The following is a 21,325-nucleotide window of genomic DNA, read 5'->3' as shown; positions in this document are numbered from 1 at the left end:
TGTTGAGCGACGCTGGAACGACGAGTCCCGTCCACGATATCCGCCGCGGAGTATGGGTCCCTGCTTTCGCAGGGACGACAGCCGTGGGCGCGGCGCACTCTGCCCAACCCAATTCGCAATCCCCTCATCTCACCGGCGCCTGGACCTCCTAGCGGAACGACGCGTTGATAATCGCGTTGCAAGGAGCTAAAGCGCTTGCACGATCCGACACCCATCGCGCAGACGTCTCCCGGTCAGCGCCCGCCCTATCGTCAGGTGCACATGATGGCTTCCTCCGACGCATTGGCCGCTGTCTTCACGCATATCGACGCCAACCGCGACAGCTTCCTACAACGCTTGATCGCCTATCTGCGCCATCCGAGCATCAGCGCCGAGAACATCGGCATCGCCGAGGTCGGCGCCCTGCTCGTCGAGATGCTCACGGAGATCGGCCTCGAAGCCGGCCTCGTGCCCACGAAGGGGCATCCGATGGTGGTGGCGCGCTGGGAGAAGGCACCTGGCAAGCCGACCGTGCTGCTCTACGGACACTACGACGTGCAGCCGGCGGACCCGATCGAGAAGTGGATCTCGCCGCCCTTCGAGCCGACGGTCCGCGACGGCAGGCTTTATGCGCGCGGCGTCGGCGACAACAAGGGCCAGCACTTCGCCCAGATCCTGGCGATCGAATCCCACCTCAAGGTACACGGCGAATTGCCCTGCAACGTCATCCTGCTGCTGGAAGGCGAGGAGGAGATCGGCAGCCCGCATATCTCCGGCTTCGTGCGCAGCAACGCGCACCTGCTGAAGGCCGATCTGGCCGTCACCGCCGACGGCCCGCGCCATGCCAGCGGCGCGCCGACGATCAAGTTCGGCTCGCGCGGCGTCGTCTCGTTCGAGCTGCGCTGCCGCCATGCCAACCGCGACGTCCATTCCGGCAATTTCGGCGGTGTCGTGCCGAACCCGATCTGGACGCTGGTCCATCTGCTCGGCACCATGAAGAACGCGGCCGGGGAGATCACCATCGACGGGCTGCATGATGCTGTCGAGCCGCCGGCGCCCGAGGAGCTGGCGGCGATCGAGCGCCTGCCGCTCGATATCGAGGCCATCAAGACGAGCCTTGCGCTGAAGCGCCTCGACGCGCCGGCCGACCGGCCCTTCTACGACCGCCTGTGCTTCCAGCCGACGCTGACCATCAACGGTTTCCACGGCGGCTATGGCGGCCCCGGCCACAAGACAGTGCTGCCGAACGAGGCGTTTGTGAAATGCGACATCCGTCTCGTCGAAGCGCAGGATTCCGAGGACATCCTGCGCAAGGTCCGGGCTCATGTGGCCAAACACGCGCCCGAGGTCGAGTTCGTCGCTGAGGAGATGGGAATGCAGCCGTCGAAGACGCCGATCGCCTCACCCTACACCGCGCCGCTGCGCCGCGCCTTCGTCGCCGCCCATGGCGAGGAGCCGCTGCTGATACCCGCCGGCTTCGGCAGCCTGCCGGGCTACGTGTTCACCAAGATTCTGGGCATCCCCGCCTTCGTCACACCCTACGCCAACCCGGACGAAGCCAACCACGCGCCGAACGAGAACATGACGCTCGACTGCTTCCATAGCGGCCTGCGGACGGGGGCAGCCCTGCTGCATGAGCTCGGCCAATTCCGGCGCGAGGGTTGAAGCTGCCACATCTGCGGTGTCGTCCCTGCGAACGCAGGGACCCATAACCACAGGTGATCATTGTTAAGCGACGTCGGAACGACGAGTCTCATTCACAGCACAAGCCGTGGAGTATGGGTCCCTGCGTTCGCAGGGAGACGCGTGGAGGGAGTCTTACCCAGAACCATCCATCGTCGTCCTGGCGAAAGCCAGGACCCATTACCCCAAATGGCAATTGCGGTGCGGCGCTGGGGCTACGATTTCGTTCACAATCAAATTCGGTGGTTATGGGTCCTGGCTTTCGCCAGGATGACAACAACATTTGCGGCACGCGACGCAATCCACGCCACCCATCCCCTCACTTCACCAGCGCCTCGACCTCCTTGCGGAACGCCTGGCGCGAGCTGTCGCGGGAGTAGAACATGTGGCCGCCCGGATAGACCGCAAGCTTGGTGCGAGCAGGACCCGCGAAGGCCGGCAGCTGGTCGAGGATGATCTTGGACGCGAAGTATGGCGTTGCGAGATCGAACAGGCCGTGGCCGATCAGGAGCTTTAGCTTGGGATCGAGCGCCAGCATCTGGCGCAGCTGCGTCACCGACTCCGCCGGATTGATGCCGTGACCGAACTCCCAGGCCTTGTTCACGGTTTCGCTGAGCAGATGATAGGAGCCGCCCGGCCGCCAGTTCAGTTTGCGCGTGGTGAGATCGACGGCGGCACTGGTCAGCGGCGCCATCAGGGGATCGCCTGAGGGATCGTTGAAGCGGAAGTAGCTGGAGTCCGGATAGGGATCGAAGCCTTCGACCGACGCGTCGTAGCGGCCGGTCACCTTGCCGTTCTTGCGATCGAACTCGCGGCGGAATTCGCCGATGTCGAAACGGCCGGCGAGCCTGCGGCTCACCGCCTGATCGATGCCGGTCAGGCTGGCTACCTTGTCGGCAAGGCGCGTGGTGGCCTCGGTGTCCGCCTGCCCCTTCACGAGATCGAGCAGGAAATCGCCCCGCGCGTAGCGTTCGACGTCGGCGAGATCCTCGCGCGTCACCGGCCCCTTCGCCTGCCGCGCCACCGCCGTCATGGTCGGCAGGCTCGCGACATATTGCAGGATGCTGGAGCCGGTATAGTCGCGGAAATCGAGCACCGGCGAGATCAGGATCAGGCCGCGCACGCCGACGCCCTGCTGCATTTGCAGATTGCGCACCACCTTCGGCCCGCGGATGCCGCCATAGCTTTCGCCGGCGACATATTTCGGCGAGGTCAGCCGGTCGTATTTCTCCAGCCAGCGGCGGATCACCAGCGCGACTGAATTGGCGTCGCCGTCGACGGTGAAGAAGCGCTTGCGCGCCTCCTCCGATGTGGTGACGAAGCGGCTGTAGCCGGTGCCGACCGGATCGATGAAGACGAGATCGGTGAAATCGAGCCAGGTATCGGCATTGGGCTGCAATTCGGGCGAGGCCGAGGACACCGCGCCGTCGCCGTCGAACGGCAGCCGCCACGGCCCGACATTGCCGAGTTGCAGCCAGGCCGACGCCGAGCCCGGCCCGCCGTTGAACAGGAACGTCACCGGACGGTTCGCCTTCTCGGCACCGTCGAGCTGGTAGGAGGTGTAGGCGAGGTCGGCAAGCGCCTCGCCCTTGTCGTCGAACACGCGGATCGAGCCCGCGGTCGCGCTGAAGCTCAGCGTGCGGCCCGGCAGCGCGACCGATTGCTTTGTGGTGGAATCCGGCGGCAGGCGGTGCTGCTCGGTGGTCGACGCATTGGCGCCGGAGCCGGTCTCGCCGCGGCCTCCCCGGCCCTTCTGGCCGCTTGGGTTCTGACCGCCTGGGGCTTGCGCGCTCGGCGACGGCGATGGCTGCGGGGCCTCGTCCTCGGCCCGCGCCGCGGTTGCAAAGCAGGCCACCAGCAGCGCTGCCGCGAGCCGTGTCGCAAAACTGTTAGCCATGCCGTTCACTCCCTGGGCCGACGTTTACGCATTCGCGCCATAAACTACGATAGCCTGCCGGCACCGGTTTGGCGTTGGGTCCGTTCCCGGACCATCTCGACAAGGCCGCCCGGGATGTATAGACGAGCGCGGCGTATTCCGTGCCAAACGAGTTCGTGAGCGATGGCCAGCTCCAAGCGGTATGACAAGATCGCCTTCGTCGCCAGCGCGAGTGCGGAAGCGCAGACGGCGCTCGAGCAGTTGACCGCGATGTACGGCAACCATCCCCCCGCCGATGCCGACGTCGTGGTTGCGCTCGGCGGCGACGGATTGATGCTGCAGACGCTGCACGCCAACATGCGCAGCGGCAAGCCGATCTACGGCATGCATCGCGGCACCGTCGGCTTCCTGATGAATGAATACTCGACGCACGATCTGCGCACGCGGCTTGCGGCGTCGCGGGAATCGCTGATCAATCCGCTCCTGATGCGCGCGACCGACATCCACGGCGCCGTGCATCTGCATCACGCCATCAACGAGGTTGCCCTGTTCCGGCAGACCTATCAGGTCGCCAAGCTGCGCATCCTGATCGACGAGCATGAGCGGATGCCCGAGCTGATGGCCGACGGCATCCTGGTGGCGACGCCGGCCGGATCGACCGCCTACAACCTCTCGGCCCAGGGTCCGATCCTGCCGATCAACGCCGCGCTGCTGGCGCTGACCCCGATCAGCGCGTTCCGGCCGCGGCGCTGGCGCGGCGCGCTGCTGCCGAATTCCGCCTTCGTGGTGATCGAGGTGATCGAGGGCGAGAAGCGCCCGGTCGCCGCAGTGGCCGACCATGACGAGGTCCGCGACGTCCGCCGCGTCGAGGTGCTCTCCGACAAGACCATTGCGATGCGGATGCTGTTCGACCCCGGCCACTCGCTGGAGGAGCGCATCCTGCGCGAGCAGTTCGGCTACTGACGGCCCGCGCCTGTCCCTGCCCGGCAACCAATCATTAACCCCGGGCGGGATATGGTTAACGTCGGGTAATACCGCATTTGGCCCGGTATGCCCGTTCGGGACCGGACCATGTATCGCATCGATTTCAACAAGCTGCGATTTTTGATTTGCGACGACAATCCGCACATGCGCCGCATCCTGCGGACGCTGCTGCATTCGTTCGGCGCGCGCGAGGTGTATGAGGCCGAGGACGGCGCCACCGCGCTCGAGATGTATACGCACTACGTGCCCGACATCGTCATCACCGACTGGTCGATGCCGATCTTCGACGGGCTCGAGCTCGCGCAGATGATCCGGCAGCCGGAATCCAAGGGCAATCCCTACGCGCCGATCATCATGCTGACCGGGCATTCCGAGAAGCGCCGCGTCACGGTGGCGCGCGATGCCGGGGTCACCGAATTCCTGGCCAAGCCAATCTCGGCCAAGGGGCTGTACCAGCGCATCATGAACGTGGTTGCCAACCCGCGTCCGTTCATCAAGACCAAGACCTATTTCGGCCCCGACCGCCGCCGCAACACCACCAACACCTATATCGGCCCCGAACGCCGCGGCAGCGGCGAGGTCGAGGTGCTGCAACAGCCGTCGCTGCTCGAGAAGGCGCGCTCGACCATTTAGGACATCGCCATGGCGAAAGACAAACCCGGGACGATCGAGGTCAAGAGCTTCGGCACCCACCACGTCATCACGCAACCGAATCCGCTGCGCAAGATGCTGCTGCGGGTCCCCGAGAGCGACCTCGACGATCCGGTCGGCCGCGCCGAAAAGGCGCTCGCCGGGCTGTCGGGCGAGTTCAAGGAATGGATGACGATCGAGGCCGACCGCCTCTCCGCGGCGCATGCGACCGTGCTGCGCGAGGGCTTCAACGACAAGACCCGCGAGGAGCTGTTCCGCGCTGCGCACGATATCAAGGGCGATGCCGCAACCTTCGGCTATCCGTCGGCGGCCGCCGCCGCCGAAAGCCTGTGCCGCATCATCGAGCACGCGCCGGATCTCGCCGCGGTACCCGCCCAGCTGATTGCACACCACATCAACGCCGTGCAGGCGATCGTGCGCAACCGCACCAAGCTCGACACCGCGGTCGTCGCCGGCGTTCTGAGCAAGCAGCTGCGCGGCATCGCCGATGAATTCCTGACCCATGCCAACCGCGACCGCCCCGAGCATCTCGAGGCCATCCTCGCGCCGAGCATCGTGCCCGGCGAATAGCGGCGCGCCGCGGCTCAAGGCCGCGGCTTCAATCATCGTCAATCGGAGGAAGCGCGGCCGTCAGGCCGCGATGAGATCGTCGTCGTAGGGCAGCACTGCGATCGCGTCCTCGGCGGCGAGCTCCTCGCAAAACATGCGGGCATCCTCGCGGGCCGATTCGGTCGCAAAGCGGCGCAGCAGGATCAAGAGCGGCTCGGCCGCCGAATGATCGGTCTCGCAATGCGTCAGCACGCGCTCGACCATGCGGCGGTGCAGCCGCGCCGCGCCGTCGCCGCTGTCGACATAGCCGACCTCGTGGCTCGCCTCGAGCGCGACGCGGAACGCCGCATAGGTCGAATCCGGCAGGCCGGCGCGCCGCAGCAGCGCCTGCAGGCCGTTGCCGCCGCGGTCGTTCAGCAGCGCGGAGACGCGGCCATAGGGCAATCCGGACAATTCGGCGAGCGCAGCCCCGAACAGATCGAGGTTGCCCGACAGCAGCGCGCGCAGGATCAGCCCGGCGGTGAGCTGGCCGGTGGAGCGCAGATGCGTGATCAAATTCTGCATGTCGTCGCCGAAGGCGCGCGCGGCGATGTTCACCGTGGAGCGCTCCTTCGCCTCGCCGGCGATGCGGTCGGCACGGTCGGCGCCGAGCCAGTTTCGGGCCACCACGAATTGCGCCAGCGTGTCGGAGAGCTTTGCGACCAGCGCCAGCCGCGTCGCCGACGGCAGGTCGTCCAGCGCCAGCATCGATTCCCGGATCGCCGCGAGATGGCCATGGCGTTCGACGATGCGGTCCCAGGAGAACGGCGCGAGCCCGGCATAGGGATTCTCGATCAGCTCGAGCGCGGCCGCGGCCGAGCCGACCTCGGCGATCGCCGCAGCGACGGAGGCCGGAAGGTTGACGCGGCGCGCGATCGCGCACTGCATCTCGTCGGAGCCGGTCGCGACGATGTCGACGAGATCGGCATCGATCAGGAGCGGTGAATGCTCCAGCACCGGCAGCGCGATCGCTGCCTGGTCGGCCGACAGCGCCTGCACGATCGCAGCCGGCGCCTCCGCGCTGTGTGCGAACACCTCGGCCATCGCCTGTCGCACCAGCGGCGACGGGTCATCGAGCAGCATCAGCAGCGCGCCTTCGGCTGCAATGCGGTCGTCCTCGGTGAGGTCTGAAATGAGCCAGGCCCGGGCCACGCCCGCGTCGCCTCTGCTCGCTCGCCTGCCGGAGCGGTCTTAATCCAACTAATGAACTGCCGAACGATCATGGTCCTTCCGGCTTACGCAACGAAACGGCATCGACTTACGATGCCAACTACAAGGAAAAATAAACCATGACGCTTAACAAAGGGTTCACCATAAACGTTTGGGATTATTGACGTTTCGTTAAGATCGGCACGGCGCGCATTCGCACGCGCAGCAGGCCAGCGCTAGCCGTTGCTGTAGGTGCCGTTCGGATCGCTGAACAGATCAAGCCGGCCGGGCGCACGGACCTTCGGCGTCGCCGACGTGGTCAGCGCGGAGGAATTGCCCCAAAGCTCCTGCACCGCAGGTGAAATCGGCTCCGAACGATCGCCGCCCTGGTAGAGCGAGCGGAAGGCCGGCGCCGGCTGCGCGGATGCGACGGTCGAGGTCGCGCCAGCTGACGAGGCCGCACCGGCATTCGGGAAAGTCGAAAGATACGACGCGGTGTCCATCGACACCGCTTGCGTCGGCGCAGCGCTTGCCATCGCGTAAGGGCTCATGGTGTCGCCGCCCGCTGCAGCAAAGGCAGTGCGTGTGTCCTTCGAGTTTGCCGCCGCGGCGTAGCGCGTGGTCAATACCGAATAGACTTGGCTGACGCTGCGCGCGCTGCCCGACTTGTCGTAGAAGATCGACTGGTTGGCGGCCGCCGCCTTCGGAAACATCGCGGCGGCATTGGCGCTCGGGCTGTCCTCGGCGCTCGAGATCAGCTTGCCGGCGCCGCCGACGCCCATGAAATGCGCCATATAGAGTTCGGCATCGGTCGGGCGACGGCCGAGCGCGCCGGTGAGCTTGAAGCTGTTGGACTGCGTCAGGGCCGCCGCCATCGACGACGCCGCATCGGGATCGTCGCGCAGCTTCATGACCGCGCTGCGTGCCGAGGGATCGCTGACCGAATAGCTGCCGTCGGAGTTCTTGGTGATGGCATCGGCATACTGACCGTAGCCGAGCTGGCCTCCCGCCTCCTTGACGGTGCCGAGCCAGGTCTGGTCGATGAACTGATAGAGTCCATGCGCCGACGAGGTCGTGGCGCCGGCCCGCGGATTGAAATTGGATTCCATCTTCGCGGTGGTGAGCAAATATTCGAAGCTCGTACCGGTGGTGGCCGCCGCCTGCTTGATCGAGCCGGCGACCTTCAGGCGCGAAGCATCGACACCTGCCGAAGCCGTCGCATTGAAGAGGTCGACCGCCATTGATCGGGTGCCCTGCGGGGTGCCGGCAATCGGCACCCATGTCCTGTCAACCTGCCGTAATTATGGTTAACGGCACGTTAAGGCCCCGGCACGAAGGGCAACGCGGCCGCCGCTATTTGCGGTAGACCGCGCCGGGATCGAACAGGCGCTCGGCATCGACGAAGGACAGGCTGACGGCACCGCCCTCGCCCTTCACCGCGCGATAGAAGCAGGAGCGCCGTCCGGTGTGGCAGGCGGCGCCGATCTGTTCGACCTTGATCCACACGGCGTCCTGATCGCAATCCATCCGGATCTCGACCACGCGCTGGGTCTGGCCAGAACTCTCGCCCTTGCGCCACAGCGCGTTGCGCGAGCGGCTGAAGTACCAGCCCTCGCCGGTCGCGATCGTCTTGCGCAGCGCTTCATCGTTCATGTGCGCGACCATCAGCACGTCGCCGGTCGCGACATCGGTCGCGACGCAGGTCACAAGACCGGTCGCGTCGAATTTGGGCCGGAAGTCGAGACCCTCTTCGCGGTCGTGATCGTGGGTCGATGTGGACACGGAAAACCTCGCTCGAGAGAATGCGAGGTTACCGGTTCGGTCCTCGCACCAGGGACAGGAAACGCTGCTGCTCGGCCGGATTGTCGCGGAACATGCCGGTGAAGCGGCTGGTGAAGGTCGATGCGCCATGCTTGGCGACGCCGCGCACCGACATGCAGGTATGCTCCGCCTCGATCAGCACGGCAACGCCGCGCGGCTTCAGGACCTCGTCGATCGCGGCCGCGACCTGCGCGGTGAGATGCTCCTGGGTCTGCAGGCGGCGGGCGAAGATATCGGTCAGCCGCGCCAGCTTGGAGAGGCCCACGACGCGCTCCACCGGCGTATAGGCAATATGCGCCTTGCCGTAGAACGGCATCATGTGATGCTCGCACTGCGAGGTGAACTCGATGTCGCGGACGAGGACGAAATCGTCGTAGCCGGCAGTCTCGCCGAAGGTACGGTTCAGCACTTCGGCCGGGCACTGATGATAGCCCTGATAGAGCTCGTCATAGGCTTCGACGACGCGGCGCGGCGTGTCGAGCAGGCCCTCGCGGCCGGTGTTCTCGCCGATATAGGCGAGCAGCGTCTTCACGGCGTCCTCGGCCTCGGCCCGCGACGGGCGCGGCTGGTCGGCACGGACGGCGGCCGCCATGAATTCTGAAGGGTCGAGCTCGCCTGGCTTCGCGTCGGCCGGCTTGTTGGGGCGAATCGATTTGATCAAGGCGTCCATGTCTTCTCCGTTCGACCGGCCCGGCATTTGCCGTTGGGCCGGATGTGTCACCGGGCAGACGGGGCGGATCATCGAACCGCCGGACGCCTGAGTCCCATCTTTGTAGCACCACCGCGACGAAGGTGGGCCGCGCTGGCCGCATGGCCGGGCTATGTTTCCGGCGCTGCCGTCCATATATAGGACGGTGAAACCCAGCCGCCAAGAGCGCCCGGCCCGCCCGGAACCAGGCATCTGTCCCCATGCTGAACGACATTTACAACAAGCGGATCATCGAGTTGGCCGGCAATATTCCGCGCCTCGGACGGCTCGCCGACCCCGACGCCAGCGCCACCGCGCACTCCAAATTGTGCGGTTCGACCGTCAAGGTCGACCTCAAGATGGACGGCCCCGTGGTGACGGACTTCGCCCATGACGTGAAGGCCTGCGCGCTCGGCCAGGCCTCCTCCTCGATCATGGCGAGCCATGTGGTGGGGTCGACCGCTGAGGAGCTGCGCGAGTTGCGCGAGACCGTCCGCAAGATGCTGAAGGAAAATGGCCAGCCCCCGCAGGGCGGCAAATGGGCCGACATCGCGCTGCTCGAGCCGGTGCGCGATTACAAGGCCCGCCATGCCTCGACGCTACTGACCTTCGATGCGGTGGTCGATGCGATCGGCCAGATCGAGGCCAAGGCAAAGCAGCCGGCGTAGACCTTGCTGCCGGCATAAGCCGCAACTACTGCGCGGGCTGGACCGGCGGCGGCGCCGTGGTGCTGCCGACCGGCACGACCGCCTCGGCGGTCTTGGTCGCCTTCGCGGCCGGCGGCTGCACCTCACCCTCCATGGCGGTACTGACGAAGCGATCGCTGTTCTTCGGCTTCGCCTCGGCCATGGGAATAGCGTTGTCCTGCCGCGGCAGCACGTCGGCGACGGCATCCGTGGTGACGAGATTGGTCAGCCGCAATTCAGCCGCCGACAATTCATGCAGGTCTTCCCACGGCGGCACGCTGAGTGCGAGCGACAGTAGCTCACCGGCGCCGCCCATATCAAAAGTGTACTTGGCGAGACGGCCGATATCGCGCTCGACGATCATCAGGTCCTGAGCCGTATAGCTGGCGGCCTTGGCATCGTCGGCACGGTCGCCCATCCAGATCTGATGCACGCGGACGTGGGCGGCCGGCGGCACGTAGCGCGTCTTGCCCGACAGCAGCAGGAATACGCACATCGACTCGCAATAGGCATCCGGCAGCACGCTGGCGCGGTCACCCTGCGCCGCCTGGCTGACGATACTGGTGCCGACCGTGGTCAGCGCGCCGAGACCGCGGAAGCGGCGGCCGAGCGCGATCGCGTCGTTGACCGAGCCGCCGCTGGAGTCGAGCACGATGGTGGCGCCGTTGAGCTGGCGGCTGCGCGCGAACTCGTCGAACTCCTTGGGGCTGTCGGCCGTGATGATGCCGACGGCCGACACCCAGCCCCGGCAATTCGGCTGACAGGCGATCCAGCTGAACTTCATCGGCAGCTTGCGCTCTTCGAGGGTCGAGCTGGCCTGCGCGGAACTCCCCGCCGTCGTGACGGTTCCGGAAATCGCGAAGCAAAAGGCGACGGCGCCGGTGAGCACCCAACTGCGCAACGAGAGCGACCTGACGAGCCTCAATTTGGTTCCTTCCCCCAAGCCCCTGGTGATGCGAGCGGTGGCAATGGCCCCATGGCAAAGCGCCACGATTCTGTCATCGGCGCGTTACGAGAACGGTAGCCTTGCTGACCTGGATCGTCCATAGGACCCTTGCTGCAGCGCCAATCGGGCCGTGCGATAATAGCGAACTGTGGCGTAAATATCTGCAACAGAACAGTTCCTTGGCTTGGAACCCCCGCAAGACTACGTACATACTTGCGTATGCCGTCGACAGAACATTCAACACCGCACCATCAACGATGCATGGAGTGTGCCACCAGCGCGCGCCGCTTGCCGCGCAACTTCGGCCGCGCCTTGATCTGGATCTACCGGCACACGCTGTCGCCGCTGGTCGGCTACAACTGCCGGCATCTGCCGACCTGCTCGGTCTATGGCGATGAGGCGATCGAGCGCTTCGGACTATGGGCCGGCGGCTGGATGACGCTGGCGCGGCTGCTGCGCTGCCAGCCGTGGGGCACCTCCGGGATCGACAACGTCCCGCCGGTCAAGCCGCCGGGCGCGCACTGGTACGTGCCCTGGCGCTACGGCCGCTGGCGCGGCGTCAACGACAACTGATCGATTTCCGCAGCGCTCCCAAGCCCGCCGCGCATTGCTGCCTGGCGGAACTGTGGCGATACTTGGCGCATTGTTTCAGTGCCCCTTGCGGTTCTTGGGGAGGAAACTACAGTGCGCTGGAAAATCAGCCACAACGGTCACGATCCCCGGCAGATCGACTTGCTGGCCGTGCTTGCCTTGCTCGTCGTGATCATTGGCGCCTACGGCTACTTCACGCACAACTCGACCAAGCCGAGCACGACGGCGTTCATCGTGCCGAGCCAGAGCGTGAAGTGGTGATGCGCAAGCTCACTCGGCTGCGGCAGCACGCGCCGCGCGCGGCCGCGTAATGACCACCACTACGAGCGCCGCCGCAACGAAGGCGGTGGCCACATAGCCTGCGGCGTAGAGCCATTCGCGCGCGAACAGCAATCCGCCGATCGCCGAGCCGATGGCCTGGCCGATATACAGCACCGAGGTATTGAGCGAGACCGACGCCGAGGCGAGCGCCGGCGCCGCACCGACCAGCCGCACCTGCTGCATCGAATTGGTCGACGCAAAGCCGAGGCCCCACACCGCCACCGAAGCCGCCATCAATGCATAGGCGCCGGCGCTCAGCGCCCAGCGGCCACGCCGGCGAACAGCAGCACGGTGAACAGGACCGACGTCCTCCAGGCGCCCCAGGAATCCACGATACGGGTTGCGATCGCAATGCCGACGAACCCGAAGATACCGTAGAGCGCGAACACGATGCCGACCGCGTCCGCATTCGCGCCGGTCAGCTTGCCGAGCAGCGGCCCCATGAAGGTGAAAACCACGAACTGTCCGGACATCTGCAACGTCGTGATCGACAGCAGCAGGATGACGGTCGGATTGCGGCCGAGATCGGCCCAGGTCCGGAGGTCGACTGGCGCGCCATGCAATCCGCCGGGCAGCCGCCACCACAGCAGCAGCGAGCTTGCGAGCCCGGTCAGCGCGATCGCGCCATAGGTCACGCGAAAGCCGTAGCGGCTTGCGATGAAGGTGATCAGCGGCAGCCCGATCGCAGCGGCGAGCGACCAGCCGAGGAAGATATAGGCGATCGTGCTGCCGCGCTTTTCCACCGGCACGATCAACGCTGCGGTGCCGGCCGCCTGCGGCGTGTAGAGCACACCGACCGCGAGCATCACCAGGCGGATGATCAGGAGACTGTCGTAGTCCGGCGCGAAGGCGGATGCCGCGTTGGTCAGCGTCAGCACCAGAAGCGTCGCCGTCAGCAAGGCTCGCCGCTCGAACCGGCTGGTCAGCCACGCCGTCAGCGGCGAGCCCACGCACAGCACGATCGCGCCGAAGGTGATCAAAAGGCCCGCGGTGTGGATGGTGACGCCGAGCCCGCTCGACAGCTCCGTCAGCATGCCGGCCGGCGCCAGCACCGAGCAGCCGGTGACGATGTTGCCGAGCATCAATGCGGTGGGAGCGAAGCGTTTCACGCCGCGTTGATAGCAGACCCCGATTTCAATGCAACTGCATCTAAATGCATGGCACGTGATCGATTTGCGCCGCTTGCGCTCATGGCGACGGCGATGCCGCCGCCGGCGCAGCGTTGACGCTCGGTGACGCCGCCGCCGGCCACGGGCTTGCAGGCTTCGGACCCGATGTCGCGGCCGGGCACGATGCCAGAAGCCGTGTCCATCCCTGCTCCAGCCCGGTCGTGTCGATATCGAATGTCGCGACGCCGGGCCTCGCGGGATCCGGCTTGCCGTCGGACGACAGCGCACTTTCGCCGATCTCCAGATGCGGGACCGCCGTCATCGTCTTGACGATGTCCGCGCTCACCGGATCGCTCCAGACCTCGTATTTGCCGAACCGCGCCGGCAATCTGCCGAATGCGATCGCCTTGGTGACGCCGGCCATCATCACCACCGTGCTCTTGCCGGCGGCGCCCTCGTCGAACTCGCGCACGAACATCAGCGCCCGCGATCCTTGTTCTCGCAGAACAGCCGCCACTCCATCATGCGGAACGAACTGCCGTTGCCGTTCTTCTGCTGTGCGATCTTGCGGACATAAGGCCGCGTTTCCTTCTCCACCGCCCACAGCGTGTCCGGCAGCGGCCGCGTGTCGATTCCGAATCGATAGAGTTCGGGGCGCGTCAGCACGTGCAGGTTCTCGAACTTCACGGTCCGGATCAGGTCGCTGAGCTCGTGGCTGATCCCCATCGCCGCGAGGAACACGTTGCGGTCGCGATCGGCGCTCACCATCTCGCGCCGCCTGAAATCCGCGACCGCCTGCGGCGGCGGATGGCCGTGGACCACGAACATCAGCCTGGAGTTATGCACCGCGAGCACCGAGTCCGGCGCCACTTCGCGGACGGTCGCGCCCAGGAACAGATAGGCACAGGCCGAGACGCACATCGCGTTGCGCGTTGAGAGTTCGGCCTCGACCTCCCCTTTCGCAGCCTTGATCTTCAGACAGGCGGCGTCGATCTGCGTACCTGCGGAACAGGCCGGCACGTTGGTACGGCCGACCCGGGCGGTCGCCTTGCGTGCGCGCAGAAACCGCGCGATCGCATAGGACTGCTCGACATTGCCGCCCGGCGAATGCAGGTAGATCGGAAGCTGTGGGTCCTTGACCGCGAGCAGGAAGCTGCGAATCCGCGCCGCGGCATCCCGATCGATCTCGCCTTCGATCGCGATCCAGCGATCGCAGCCGGCGCCGCACGCATTCGGCGCTCCCTTGGCGAGATAGATGGTCAGCTTTTTCGCGAATCCGGCCTTCTCGACCGGTGCTTCTTCCGCCCGCGACACGCCCGGGATCAGAAGCAACGCCACGAAAAACAGGAGACGGGAAAACATGAACCTTGCGGATTGCGCGATGGCGGACAAATGGAGGCCGGACGTTAGTCGATGATCGGCAACGTCGCAACGATCACAGCCGTCAGGTGCGGACGAGCTTCCCTCGATTCGGTGCGATCGGAGGCCGATTTTCTTGATATTGCCGGATTGCAGGCGTCAAATCCCCTGCTATACCGCTGCTTTCCGCTTACCTGCGCTCGTTCGCAGGAGTGAGCTACAGGAGACATCATGGCCGATACGCCGCCCAAATCCGAATCCGGATTCCAATACAGCCTGTCCAACCTCAAACCCGCAGAACCCGTGAACAAGATCGCCCTCACCTTCCCTGATGGAGCGAGGCGCGATTTCCCGAAGGGGACCACCGGCCTCGACATTGCCCGCGGCATTTCGCCCTCGCTCGCCAAGCGCACCGTCGCGATGGCGCTCGACGGCACGCTTGCCGATCTCAACGATCCGATCGAAGCCGACGCCAAGATCGAGCTGATCGGCCGCGAAGACCCGCGCGCGCTGGAACTGATCCGGCACGATGCCGCGCATGTGCTGGCGGAAGCCGTGCAATCGCTGTGGCCGGGCACCCAGGTCACGATCGGCCCGGTGATCGAGAACGGCTTCTACTACGACTTCTTCCGCAACGAGCCGTTCACCCCGGAAGATTTTGCCGCGATCGAGAAGCGGATGCGCGAGATCATCGGACGCGACAAGCCCTTTACGAAAGAGGTTTGGGATCGCGAAAAGACCAAGCAGGTGTTCCGCGACAAGGGCGAGGCCTTCAAGGTCGAGCTGGTCGACGCCATTCCCGGCAACGAGCCGATCAAGATCTATTTCCAGGGTGACTGGTTCGATCTGTGCCGCGGCCCGCACATGACCTCGACCGGCAAGGTCGGCAACGCCTTCAAGCTGATGAAGGTGGCCGGCGCCTATTGGCGCGGCGATTCCAACAATCCGATGCTGACCCGCATCTACGGCACCGCCTTCGCCAAGCAGGAAGACCTCGACGCCTACCTCAAGCAGATCGAGGAAGCCGAGAAGCGCGACCACCGCAAGCTCGGCCGCGAGCTCGACCTGTTCCACTTCCAGGAGGAAGGCCCCGGCGTGGTGTTCTGGCACCCGAAGGGCTGGACCATCTTCCAACAGCTGATCGCCTATATGCGGCGCCGGCTGCTCGGCGACTACAACGAGGTCAACGCGCCGCAGATCCTCGACAAGGTGCTGTGGGAGACCTCGGGCCACTGGGACTGGTACCGCGAGAACATGTTCGCGGCGCAATCCGCCGGCGACGAGGCCGAGGACAAGCGCTGGTTCGCGCTGAAGCCGATGAACTGCCCCGGCCACGTGCAGATCTTCAAGCACGGGCTGAAGAGCTACCGCGACCTGCCCTTGCGGCTTGCCGAGTTCGGCGTCGTGCATCGCTACGAGCCGTCGGGCGCGATGCATGGCCTGATGCGGGTGCGCGGCTTCACCCAGGACGACGCCCATGTGTTCTGCACCGAGGAGCAGCTCGCCGATGAGTGTCTCAAGATCAACGAGTTGATCCTGTCGACCTACGCCGATTTCGGCTTCGACGGCGAGCTCACGGTCAAGCTCTCGACGCGACCGGAAAAGCGGGTCGGCACCGACGAGATGTGGGATCACGCCGAGCGCGTGATGGCCACCGTGCTGTCCGAGATCAAGGCCAAGGGCAGCAACCGGATCCGCACCGAGATCAACCCGGGCGAAGGCGCGTTCTACGGGCCGAAGTTCGAGTACGTGCTGCGCGATGCCATCGGCCGCGACTGGCAGTGCGGCACCACCCAGGTCGACTTCAACCTGCCGGAACGGTTCGGCGCGTTCTACATCGATCACGACGGCTCGAAGAAGGCGCCGGTCATGGTGCACCGCGCGATCTGCGGTTCAATGGAGCGCTTCATCGGCATCCTGATCGAGCACTATGCCGGCAACTTCCCGCTCTGGCTGGCGCCGACGCAACTCGTGGTCACGACTATCACCTCCGAAGGCGACGAATACGCCAAGGTGGTGGCGGCCGCGGCGCGCCGCGCTGGTCTCCGCGTCGAGATCGATCTGCGCAACGAGAAGATCAACTACAAGGTCCGTGAGCATTCGCTGGCCAAGATCCCGGCGCTGCTCGTCGTCGGCAAGAAGGAAGCCGAGACGCATTCGGTCTCGGTCCGCCGCCTCGGCAGCGAGCGCCAGACCGTGATGCCGACCGATGAGGCGATCGCCGCGCTGGTCGACGAGGCGACGCCGCCGGACGTGAAGCGGGCGCGATCCGTCGCCTGATCCTCACAATCGGTCTAAACTGGCTTTCGCTGGCTCCGTCGTGCCCCCATCTTGGGGGCACGACTCCCCTTGAAGGACAATTCCGTGCCCGATGCCATTGAACTCCTGAAGACCCGCCGCTCGATGAAGCCGCGCGAGATGACCGGGCCCGGCCCGTCCGCGGCCGAGCTCGAGACCATTTTGACGATTGGCGCCCGCGTGCCCGACCACGGCAAGCTCGCGCCCTGGCGCTTCATCGTGTTCGAGGGTGATGCCCGCGCCCGCGCCGGCGACGTGATCGCGAAAGTGTTTGCCCGCAAGAATCCCGGCGCGCCGGCCACCGATATCGAGGTCGAGAAGAAGCGCCTGACCGATGCGCCGCTGGTGATCGGCGTGGTCTCCTTCACCAAGCCGCATCCGAAGGTGCCGCCGTGGGAGCAGGAATTGTCGGCCGGCGCGAGTGCGATGAACATCGTCACCGCGGCGACCGCGCTCGGCTACGGCGCCTGCTGGCTGACCGGCTGGTTCGCCTTCGACCGCGACGTGCTCGACGGCCTCGGCCTGAAGCCGGACGAGAAGCTCGCCGGCCTGATCCACATCGGCACGCCGACCAAGCCGAGCGAGGATCGCCCGCGCCCGGCGCTGACGGATATCGTGACGCGGTTCTGAGCTTGCGGTGTTGATGGATTGCCCGGGTCACGCCCGCGCATGACGAGCGAAAAAAAGAGTCGCTACGCCGCCTTCGAGGCGCGTTCCGCAAACTTGCTCAGCAAGGCCGCGATCTCGCTGCCGGGCCTCGCGGCACTGAACAGGAACCCCTGCACCTCGTTGCAGCCTTCGGCGCGCAGCCAGTCGAGCTGGTCTGTTGTCTCGACCCCTTCCGCGGTCGTGGTGATCTTGAGGCTGCGGCCGAGGCCGGAGATCGCGCGCACGATCGCAAGGCAATCGGAGCGCCGCGCCAGATCCTTCACGAAGGAGCGATCGATCTTGATCTTGTCGAATGGGAAGCTACGCAGGTAGCTCAGGCTGGAATAGCCGGTGCCGAAATCGTCCATCGAGATGCTGACCCCGAGCTCGCGCAGCTGATGCAGGATCGCAAGGTTGGCTTCGGTCTCCGCGAGGAATACCGACTCGGTGATCTCGAGCTCGAGCCGCCGCGCCGGCAGGCCGGAATGCGCCAGAGCCGAGATCACGGCCTGGACCAGATTGCGGCTGCGGAACTGCACCGGTGACAGATTGACCGCGACCTTCACGTCGGCCGGCCACTTCATCGCCTCGGCGCAGGCCTCACGCAACACCCATTCGCCGAGCGCGACGATCAGGCCGATGTCCTCCGCAACCGGGATGAACTCCGCGGGCGAGACCATGCCCTTCTCCGGGTGCCGCCAGCGCAGCAGCGACTCGAAGCCCGAGATGCGGTCGGCCGCGATATCGACCAGCGGCTGATAGTGCAGCTCGAACTCGCCGTTGCTGAAGGCCGCGCGCAGATCGCGCTCCATGTCGCGGCGCTTCTGCGCCTGCTGATCCATCTCCGGTTCGAAGAATGATGCACGCCGCCGCCCTCGGACTTGGCGCGGTACAGCGCCATGTCGGCATTGCGCATCAGTTCTTCAGACGTGGTGCCGTCGCCCGGCGACAACGCGATGCCGACGCTGGCGCCGACCACGACTTCGAGCCCGTCGATCGTGTAGGGTACGCTCAGCGCATCGATCAGGCGCTCGGCGAACGCGCTCGCCTCGTTCGGCGAGACATCGGCGGCAAGCACGATCGCGAACTCATCGCCGCCAAGCCGGGCCGCGACGTTGTCGTCGCGGACCACCTCGCGCAGCCGCTCCGCCACCAGCTTGAGCAGCCGGTCGCCCATCGGATGCCCGAAGGAATCGTTGACGTTCTTGAACAGGTCGAGGTCGACGCACATCACCGCGACGCGCTTGTTGCCGGTCCGGCTGCGCTCCAGCGCCTCGCGCAGGCGCTCCTGGTAGAAGTCCCGGTTCGGCAGGTTGGTGAGACCGTCATGGTGCGCCATGTGCGCGATCCGCGCCTCGGCGGCACGGCGTTCGGTGATGTCGACCACCGCGACGAGGTAGCCGTCGCGGCCCTCGAACGCCACCCTCCGTCCGAACGTCAGCACATGGATCTCGGTGCCGTCGGCCCTGATGTGGCGCCAGTCGCGGCTCGATTGATAGACGTCGCCGATCTCGCGCAAGGCGGCGCTGTGCACGCCCCACTCGTCCTCCGGCCAGATCTCGCGCAGGGTCATGCCGAGGAACCGATCACGGCTATAGCCATAGTGCTGAACGGCCGCGTCGTTGACGCTGAGGAATTCCATCGTGACGGCGTCGAACACCCACATCGGCATCGGGTTGTTCTCGAACAGCAGGCGGAACGACACCTCGCGCTGCTTCAGCGCGGTGACGTCGGAGACGGTCAGCGACAGCATGTCGCCGAACGCCGTAACGCCGAGCCGCAGGCAGCGATCGCCGCTGTCGATCTCGAACTGGCCGACGGGACCGCTGCCGACGAACCCGCGCAGGCGGTTCATCACCGTTTCAGCCGCAAGCGGATTGCCGCCGGCGCTGAGTCGGCGCCACAGCAACTCGGTCGCGGGCTGCATCAGGAGCTTGGCTGCGCCCTGGTTGAGATGCACGATCTGGAAATCAGCCGCCTCGCCCCGCGCATCGCGGATCGCAGCAAGCGACAGCACGCCCTCGTCGGTGGCCGAGAAGATCGTGTCGAGCAGATTGTACTGCGCGTTGCGCTCGTTGACGTAGACGCCGACCAGGATACCGCCCCAGCGCGACCGCGTCGGCAGCGCCAGCACGTCGAAGGTCCGCACCAGACCATCGCGCACGCAATGCGCCGACGCCAGATAGGGCCGGCAGTTCTCGCGTGCGTTCGCGGCGGCTTCGGTCAACGCCGTCGCGCAGTCCGGCGGCAGCGCGCTGAGCGGAATGTCCCAGCGCTCGTCGTTCAGCCAGGTCTGCACATAGCGGCCGGTATGCGAGACACACAGCACGCCATCGACGTCGCGCAGCAGCACGATATGGTCCGCAAGCCGGCCCAGGCTGCCGAGCATCACGTCTTCATAGTGCGGCAGCCTTTCGCCGGGACGGACCGCCGCCTGCCATTTGCGTTGCAGAACCGGAACGTCGGCGAACATCTCGGAATTGAACTTGGCCGATGTCTTTGCTGATTTCTTGTTGGCCATGACCATGGCACGCCCCGTTGACGCAAGCGCCAGGCATGATCCGGAAAAGTGTGAAGCGAATTTCCGAAAGGATCATGCCCAGGCAAAAATCCCCGTGGCATCCAAGTCATGCCGCGGCTTAACGTCATGTAAAAATGGCGACGCCGTGCGTCATCGCCAGCGATTATGACAGCACAAATTCGCGCGATGGTTAGTTCGCGTTAGAGACCATGACAGTTGCATGAAATGCAGTTCGATCGGGCGTCAGCGCGCCACGACCTCGACTTCGCCGTCGACCCCGTTGACGACGTTGAACGGACGCTCGAACACCTTGCCCTCGTTCTTGGCGATCGCGCGATACTCGCCTTCGGAGAGCACGACGCGCGGGAACGCGCCGATCGATTCCTTGATCACGTCGCCGCCCGGCGTGATCACCGACCATGCGGTGTTGGCGAGCGCCTCGCCGCCCTTCTCGCTGACCAGCTTGAGGGTAATGACGGCCGCGCGATGGGTCACGGTGACGTCGGTCAGCTTGCCCGCCGCGACACGAATGTCGGAACGCACCACCGAGTTGGCGTCGCCATAGTTGGAGACGATGTAGTAGGTGCCCTCCGGCAGCAGCGCGACGTCGCCGGCGGCGACGTTCGGCACCAACGGACCACGGTCCGAGCCGTCGAACTGGCTGCCCTTGTAGATCGCAAACGCGATCTGGTTGGCCGGGATCTTGCTCGATCCGACCTTGCCCTCGATCCGCAGGCCACCGGCCGGCAGCACGAAGGATTCGCGGTCGGTCTCCGACTTCAGGCTGACGGCGCGCACCGCGCTGACGAGGCCAAGCGCGACATGGACGACGTAGTTGCCGGGCGGCAGCACCACGTTGGGCGTCGCCCCCCGCTCCTCGCGGATCAGCTTGTAGGTGCCGTTGTCATCCGGCTTGTCGGCGAACACCCGCCACACCAGCCCGGCATTGATGACCGGCAGATCCTTGCCGTACCGCGCCGTCAGCGACAGCACCGCCTGCCCCGCGGTCGGCGAGCCGGCCGGCGGCGTCACCGGAGGCACGGTCGCAATCGATGGCTGGACGATGGTCGGCTGGTTCAGCGGGCCGGGCAGCACGGGCCCCGATCCGGCACCGGATGGCGGCGCCAGATTGAGCGCCGGGCCGGTCTGCACGTCCGGCACCGATGCCGGCGGGATCGGCGGCGGCCGGTCGCTGAAGAACTGCGCGGAGGCGGAACCGGGGATCAGGGCGAGCAAAAATGCCGCAAGCGTCAATAGCGGAAGGAGCCGCATGCCCCGTCCGCATCCGCCGATGCCGTTGCCCCTCGTAGTCATGTTCATGCTTTTCAACGAAAACGCGGCAAATTCAAGCCTTCGTCGAAGCTTCGTCACAGTCCTGGCGGGCTCTCTCCCCATTTGGAACCGCTCGATCAAGCCGATGTTAGCCC

Annotated in this window: 17 protein-coding genes and 3 pseudogenes; 9 read left to right on the top strand and 11 right to left on the bottom strand. The window is 65.7% G+C overall.

The window, feature by feature from the left end; genetic code table 11:
* The first annotated feature begins 264 nt into the window (after positions 1-264).
* The gene (locus ALC15_RS00615; RefSeq protein ID WP_050625825.1) at positions 265-1,644 is read left to right on the top strand and encodes a M20/M25/M40 family metallo-hydrolase; all 1,380 of its coding nucleotides are present in this window, start codon (positions 265-267) and stop codon (positions 1,642-1,644) included.
* A gap of 337 nt (positions 1,645-1,981) precedes the next feature.
* On the opposite strand, the gene ALC15_RS00610 is transcribed toward ALC15_RS00615, so the two are convergent.
* Complete coding sequence (locus tag ALC15_RS00610; protein ID WP_050625824.1) at positions 1,982-3,559, bottom strand: S10 family peptidase; 1,578 nt, start codon at positions 3,557-3,559, stop codon at positions 1,982-1,984.
* Positions 3,560-3,721: 162 nt separating this feature from the next.
* Here ALC15_RS00610 and ALC15_RS00605 point away from each other — a divergent pair, with 162 nt between their 5' ends.
* From ALC15_RS00605 to ALC15_RS00595, 3 genes are all read left to right on the top strand, one after another.
* Positions 3,722-4,501, top strand: coding sequence for an NAD kinase (locus ALC15_RS00605; RefSeq protein ID WP_050625613.1), 780 nt, complete (start codon positions 3,722-3,724; stop codon positions 4,499-4,501).
* Positions 4,502-4,609: 108 nt separating this feature from the next.
* A complete protein-coding gene (locus ALC15_RS00600; protein ID WP_024582417.1) occupies positions 4,610-5,155 on the top strand; it encodes a response regulator in 546 nt (181 codons plus the stop codon).
* Between the two features lie 9 nt (positions 5,156-5,164).
* Positions 5,165-5,743 (top strand): Hpt domain-containing protein, encoded by a 579-nt coding sequence (locus ALC15_RS00595; protein WP_050625612.1) that lies wholly within the window; start codon positions 5,165-5,167, stop codon positions 5,741-5,743.
* 60 nt (positions 5,744-5,803) lie between these two features.
* Here the strand turns inward: ALC15_RS00595 and ALC15_RS00590 are convergent.
* The 4 genes and pseudogenes from ALC15_RS00590 to folE form a co-directional block, all read right to left on the bottom strand.
* A pseudogene (locus ALC15_RS00590) lies at positions 5,804-6,984 on the bottom strand (DUF2336 domain-containing protein).
* Between the two features lie 162 nt (positions 6,985-7,146).
* Complete coding sequence (locus ALC15_RS00585; RefSeq protein WP_050625610.1) at positions 7,147-8,151, bottom strand: transglycosylase SLT domain-containing protein; 1,005 nt, start codon at positions 8,149-8,151, stop codon at positions 7,147-7,149.
* 112 nt (positions 8,152-8,263) lie between these two features.
* A complete protein-coding gene (gene hisI / locus ALC15_RS00580; protein ID WP_050625609.1) occupies positions 8,264-8,692 on the bottom strand; it encodes a phosphoribosyl-AMP cyclohydrolase in 429 nt (142 codons plus the stop codon).
* Between the two features lie 28 nt (positions 8,693-8,720).
* On the bottom strand, positions 8,721-9,401 hold the full coding sequence (gene folE, locus ALC15_RS00575) for a GTP cyclohydrolase I FolE (RefSeq protein WP_050625608.1): 681 nt from the start codon (positions 9,399-9,401) through the stop codon (positions 8,721-8,723).
* 239 nt (positions 9,402-9,640) lie between these two features.
* Between folE and ALC15_RS00570 the strand changes: the two genes are divergently transcribed.
* On the top strand, positions 9,641-10,087 hold the full coding sequence (locus tag ALC15_RS00570) for an iron-sulfur cluster assembly scaffold protein (protein ID WP_050625607.1): 447 nt from the start codon (positions 9,641-9,643) through the stop codon (positions 10,085-10,087).
* A gap of 25 nt (positions 10,088-10,112) precedes the next feature.
* Here ALC15_RS00570 and ALC15_RS00565 read toward each other — a convergent pair whose 3' ends face one another.
* Entirely contained in the window at positions 10,113-11,030 is a 918-nt protein-coding gene (locus tag ALC15_RS00565) for a COG3904 family protein (RefSeq protein ID WP_050625606.1), read from the bottom strand.
* A gap of 282 nt (positions 11,031-11,312) precedes the next feature.
* Between ALC15_RS00565 and yidD the strand changes: the two genes are divergently transcribed.
* Positions 11,313-11,624 carry a membrane protein insertion efficiency factor YidD gene (yidD, locus tag ALC15_RS00560; protein ID WP_050625605.1) on the top strand — a complete coding sequence of 104 codons (312 nt, stop codon included), beginning with the start codon at positions 11,313-11,315 and terminating at the stop codon, positions 11,622-11,624.
* Between the two features lie 111 nt (positions 11,625-11,735).
* Positions 11,736-11,903, top strand: coding sequence for a hypothetical protein (locus ALC15_RS44685; RefSeq protein WP_167350124.1), 168 nt, complete (start codon positions 11,736-11,738; stop codon positions 11,901-11,903).
* A gap of 9 nt (positions 11,904-11,912) precedes the next feature.
* Here the strand turns inward: ALC15_RS44685 and ALC15_RS00555 are convergent.
* The 3 genes and pseudogenes from ALC15_RS00555 to ALC15_RS00550 all read right to left on the bottom strand — a co-directional run bounded on the left by ALC15_RS00555 (position 11,913) and on the right by ALC15_RS00550 (position 14,410).
* Positions 11,913-13,045, bottom strand: a pseudogene (locus ALC15_RS00555) (MFS transporter).
* 106 nt (positions 13,046-13,151) lie between these two features.
* Positions 13,152-13,550, bottom strand: a complete 399-nt coding sequence (locus ALC15_RS45765) for a hypothetical protein (RefSeq protein ID WP_244485859.1) — start codon at positions 13,548-13,550, stop codon at positions 13,152-13,154.
* Positions 13,550-14,410, bottom strand: a complete 861-nt coding sequence (locus tag ALC15_RS00550) for a COG3904 family protein (RefSeq protein WP_244485858.1) — start codon at positions 14,408-14,410, stop codon at positions 13,550-13,552. Before ALC15_RS00550 ends, ALC15_RS45765 begins: the two co-directional genes overlap by 1 nt.
* Positions 14,411-14,662: 252 nt before the next feature.
* On the opposite strand from ALC15_RS00550, the gene thrS reads away from it, so the two are divergent.
* Together thrS and ALC15_RS00540 are read left to right on the top strand one after the other, a co-directional pair.
* Positions 14,663-16,711, top strand: a complete 2,049-nt coding sequence (gene thrS / locus ALC15_RS00545; RefSeq protein ID WP_050625604.1) for a threonine--tRNA ligase — start codon at positions 14,663-14,665, stop codon at positions 16,709-16,711.
* Between the two features lie 84 nt (positions 16,712-16,795).
* Positions 16,796-17,359 (top strand): nitroreductase family protein, encoded by a 564-nt coding sequence (locus ALC15_RS00540; protein ID WP_050625823.1) that lies wholly within the window; start codon positions 16,796-16,798, stop codon positions 17,357-17,359.
* A gap of 62 nt (positions 17,360-17,421) precedes the next feature.
* Here the strand turns inward: ALC15_RS00540 and ALC15_RS00535 are convergent.
* Together ALC15_RS00535 and ALC15_RS00530 are read right to left on the bottom strand one after the other, a co-directional pair.
* Positions 17,422-19,904, bottom strand: a pseudogene (locus ALC15_RS00535) (putative bifunctional diguanylate cyclase/phosphodiesterase).
* 237 nt (positions 19,905-20,141) lie between these two features.
* Complete coding sequence (locus ALC15_RS00530; protein WP_050625822.1) at positions 20,142-21,212, bottom strand: hypothetical protein; 1,071 nt, start codon at positions 21,210-21,212, stop codon at positions 20,142-20,144.
* Positions 21,213-21,325 lie beyond the last annotated feature (113 nt).

Source organism: Bradyrhizobium viridifuturi (assembly GCF_001238275.1).
Classification (GTDB): domain Bacteria; phylum Pseudomonadota; class Alphaproteobacteria; order Rhizobiales; family Xanthobacteraceae; genus Bradyrhizobium; species Bradyrhizobium viridifuturi.
The sequence above is the reverse complement of the archived record's forward strand: the minus strand, read 5'-3'. Positions and strand labels throughout refer to the sequence as shown.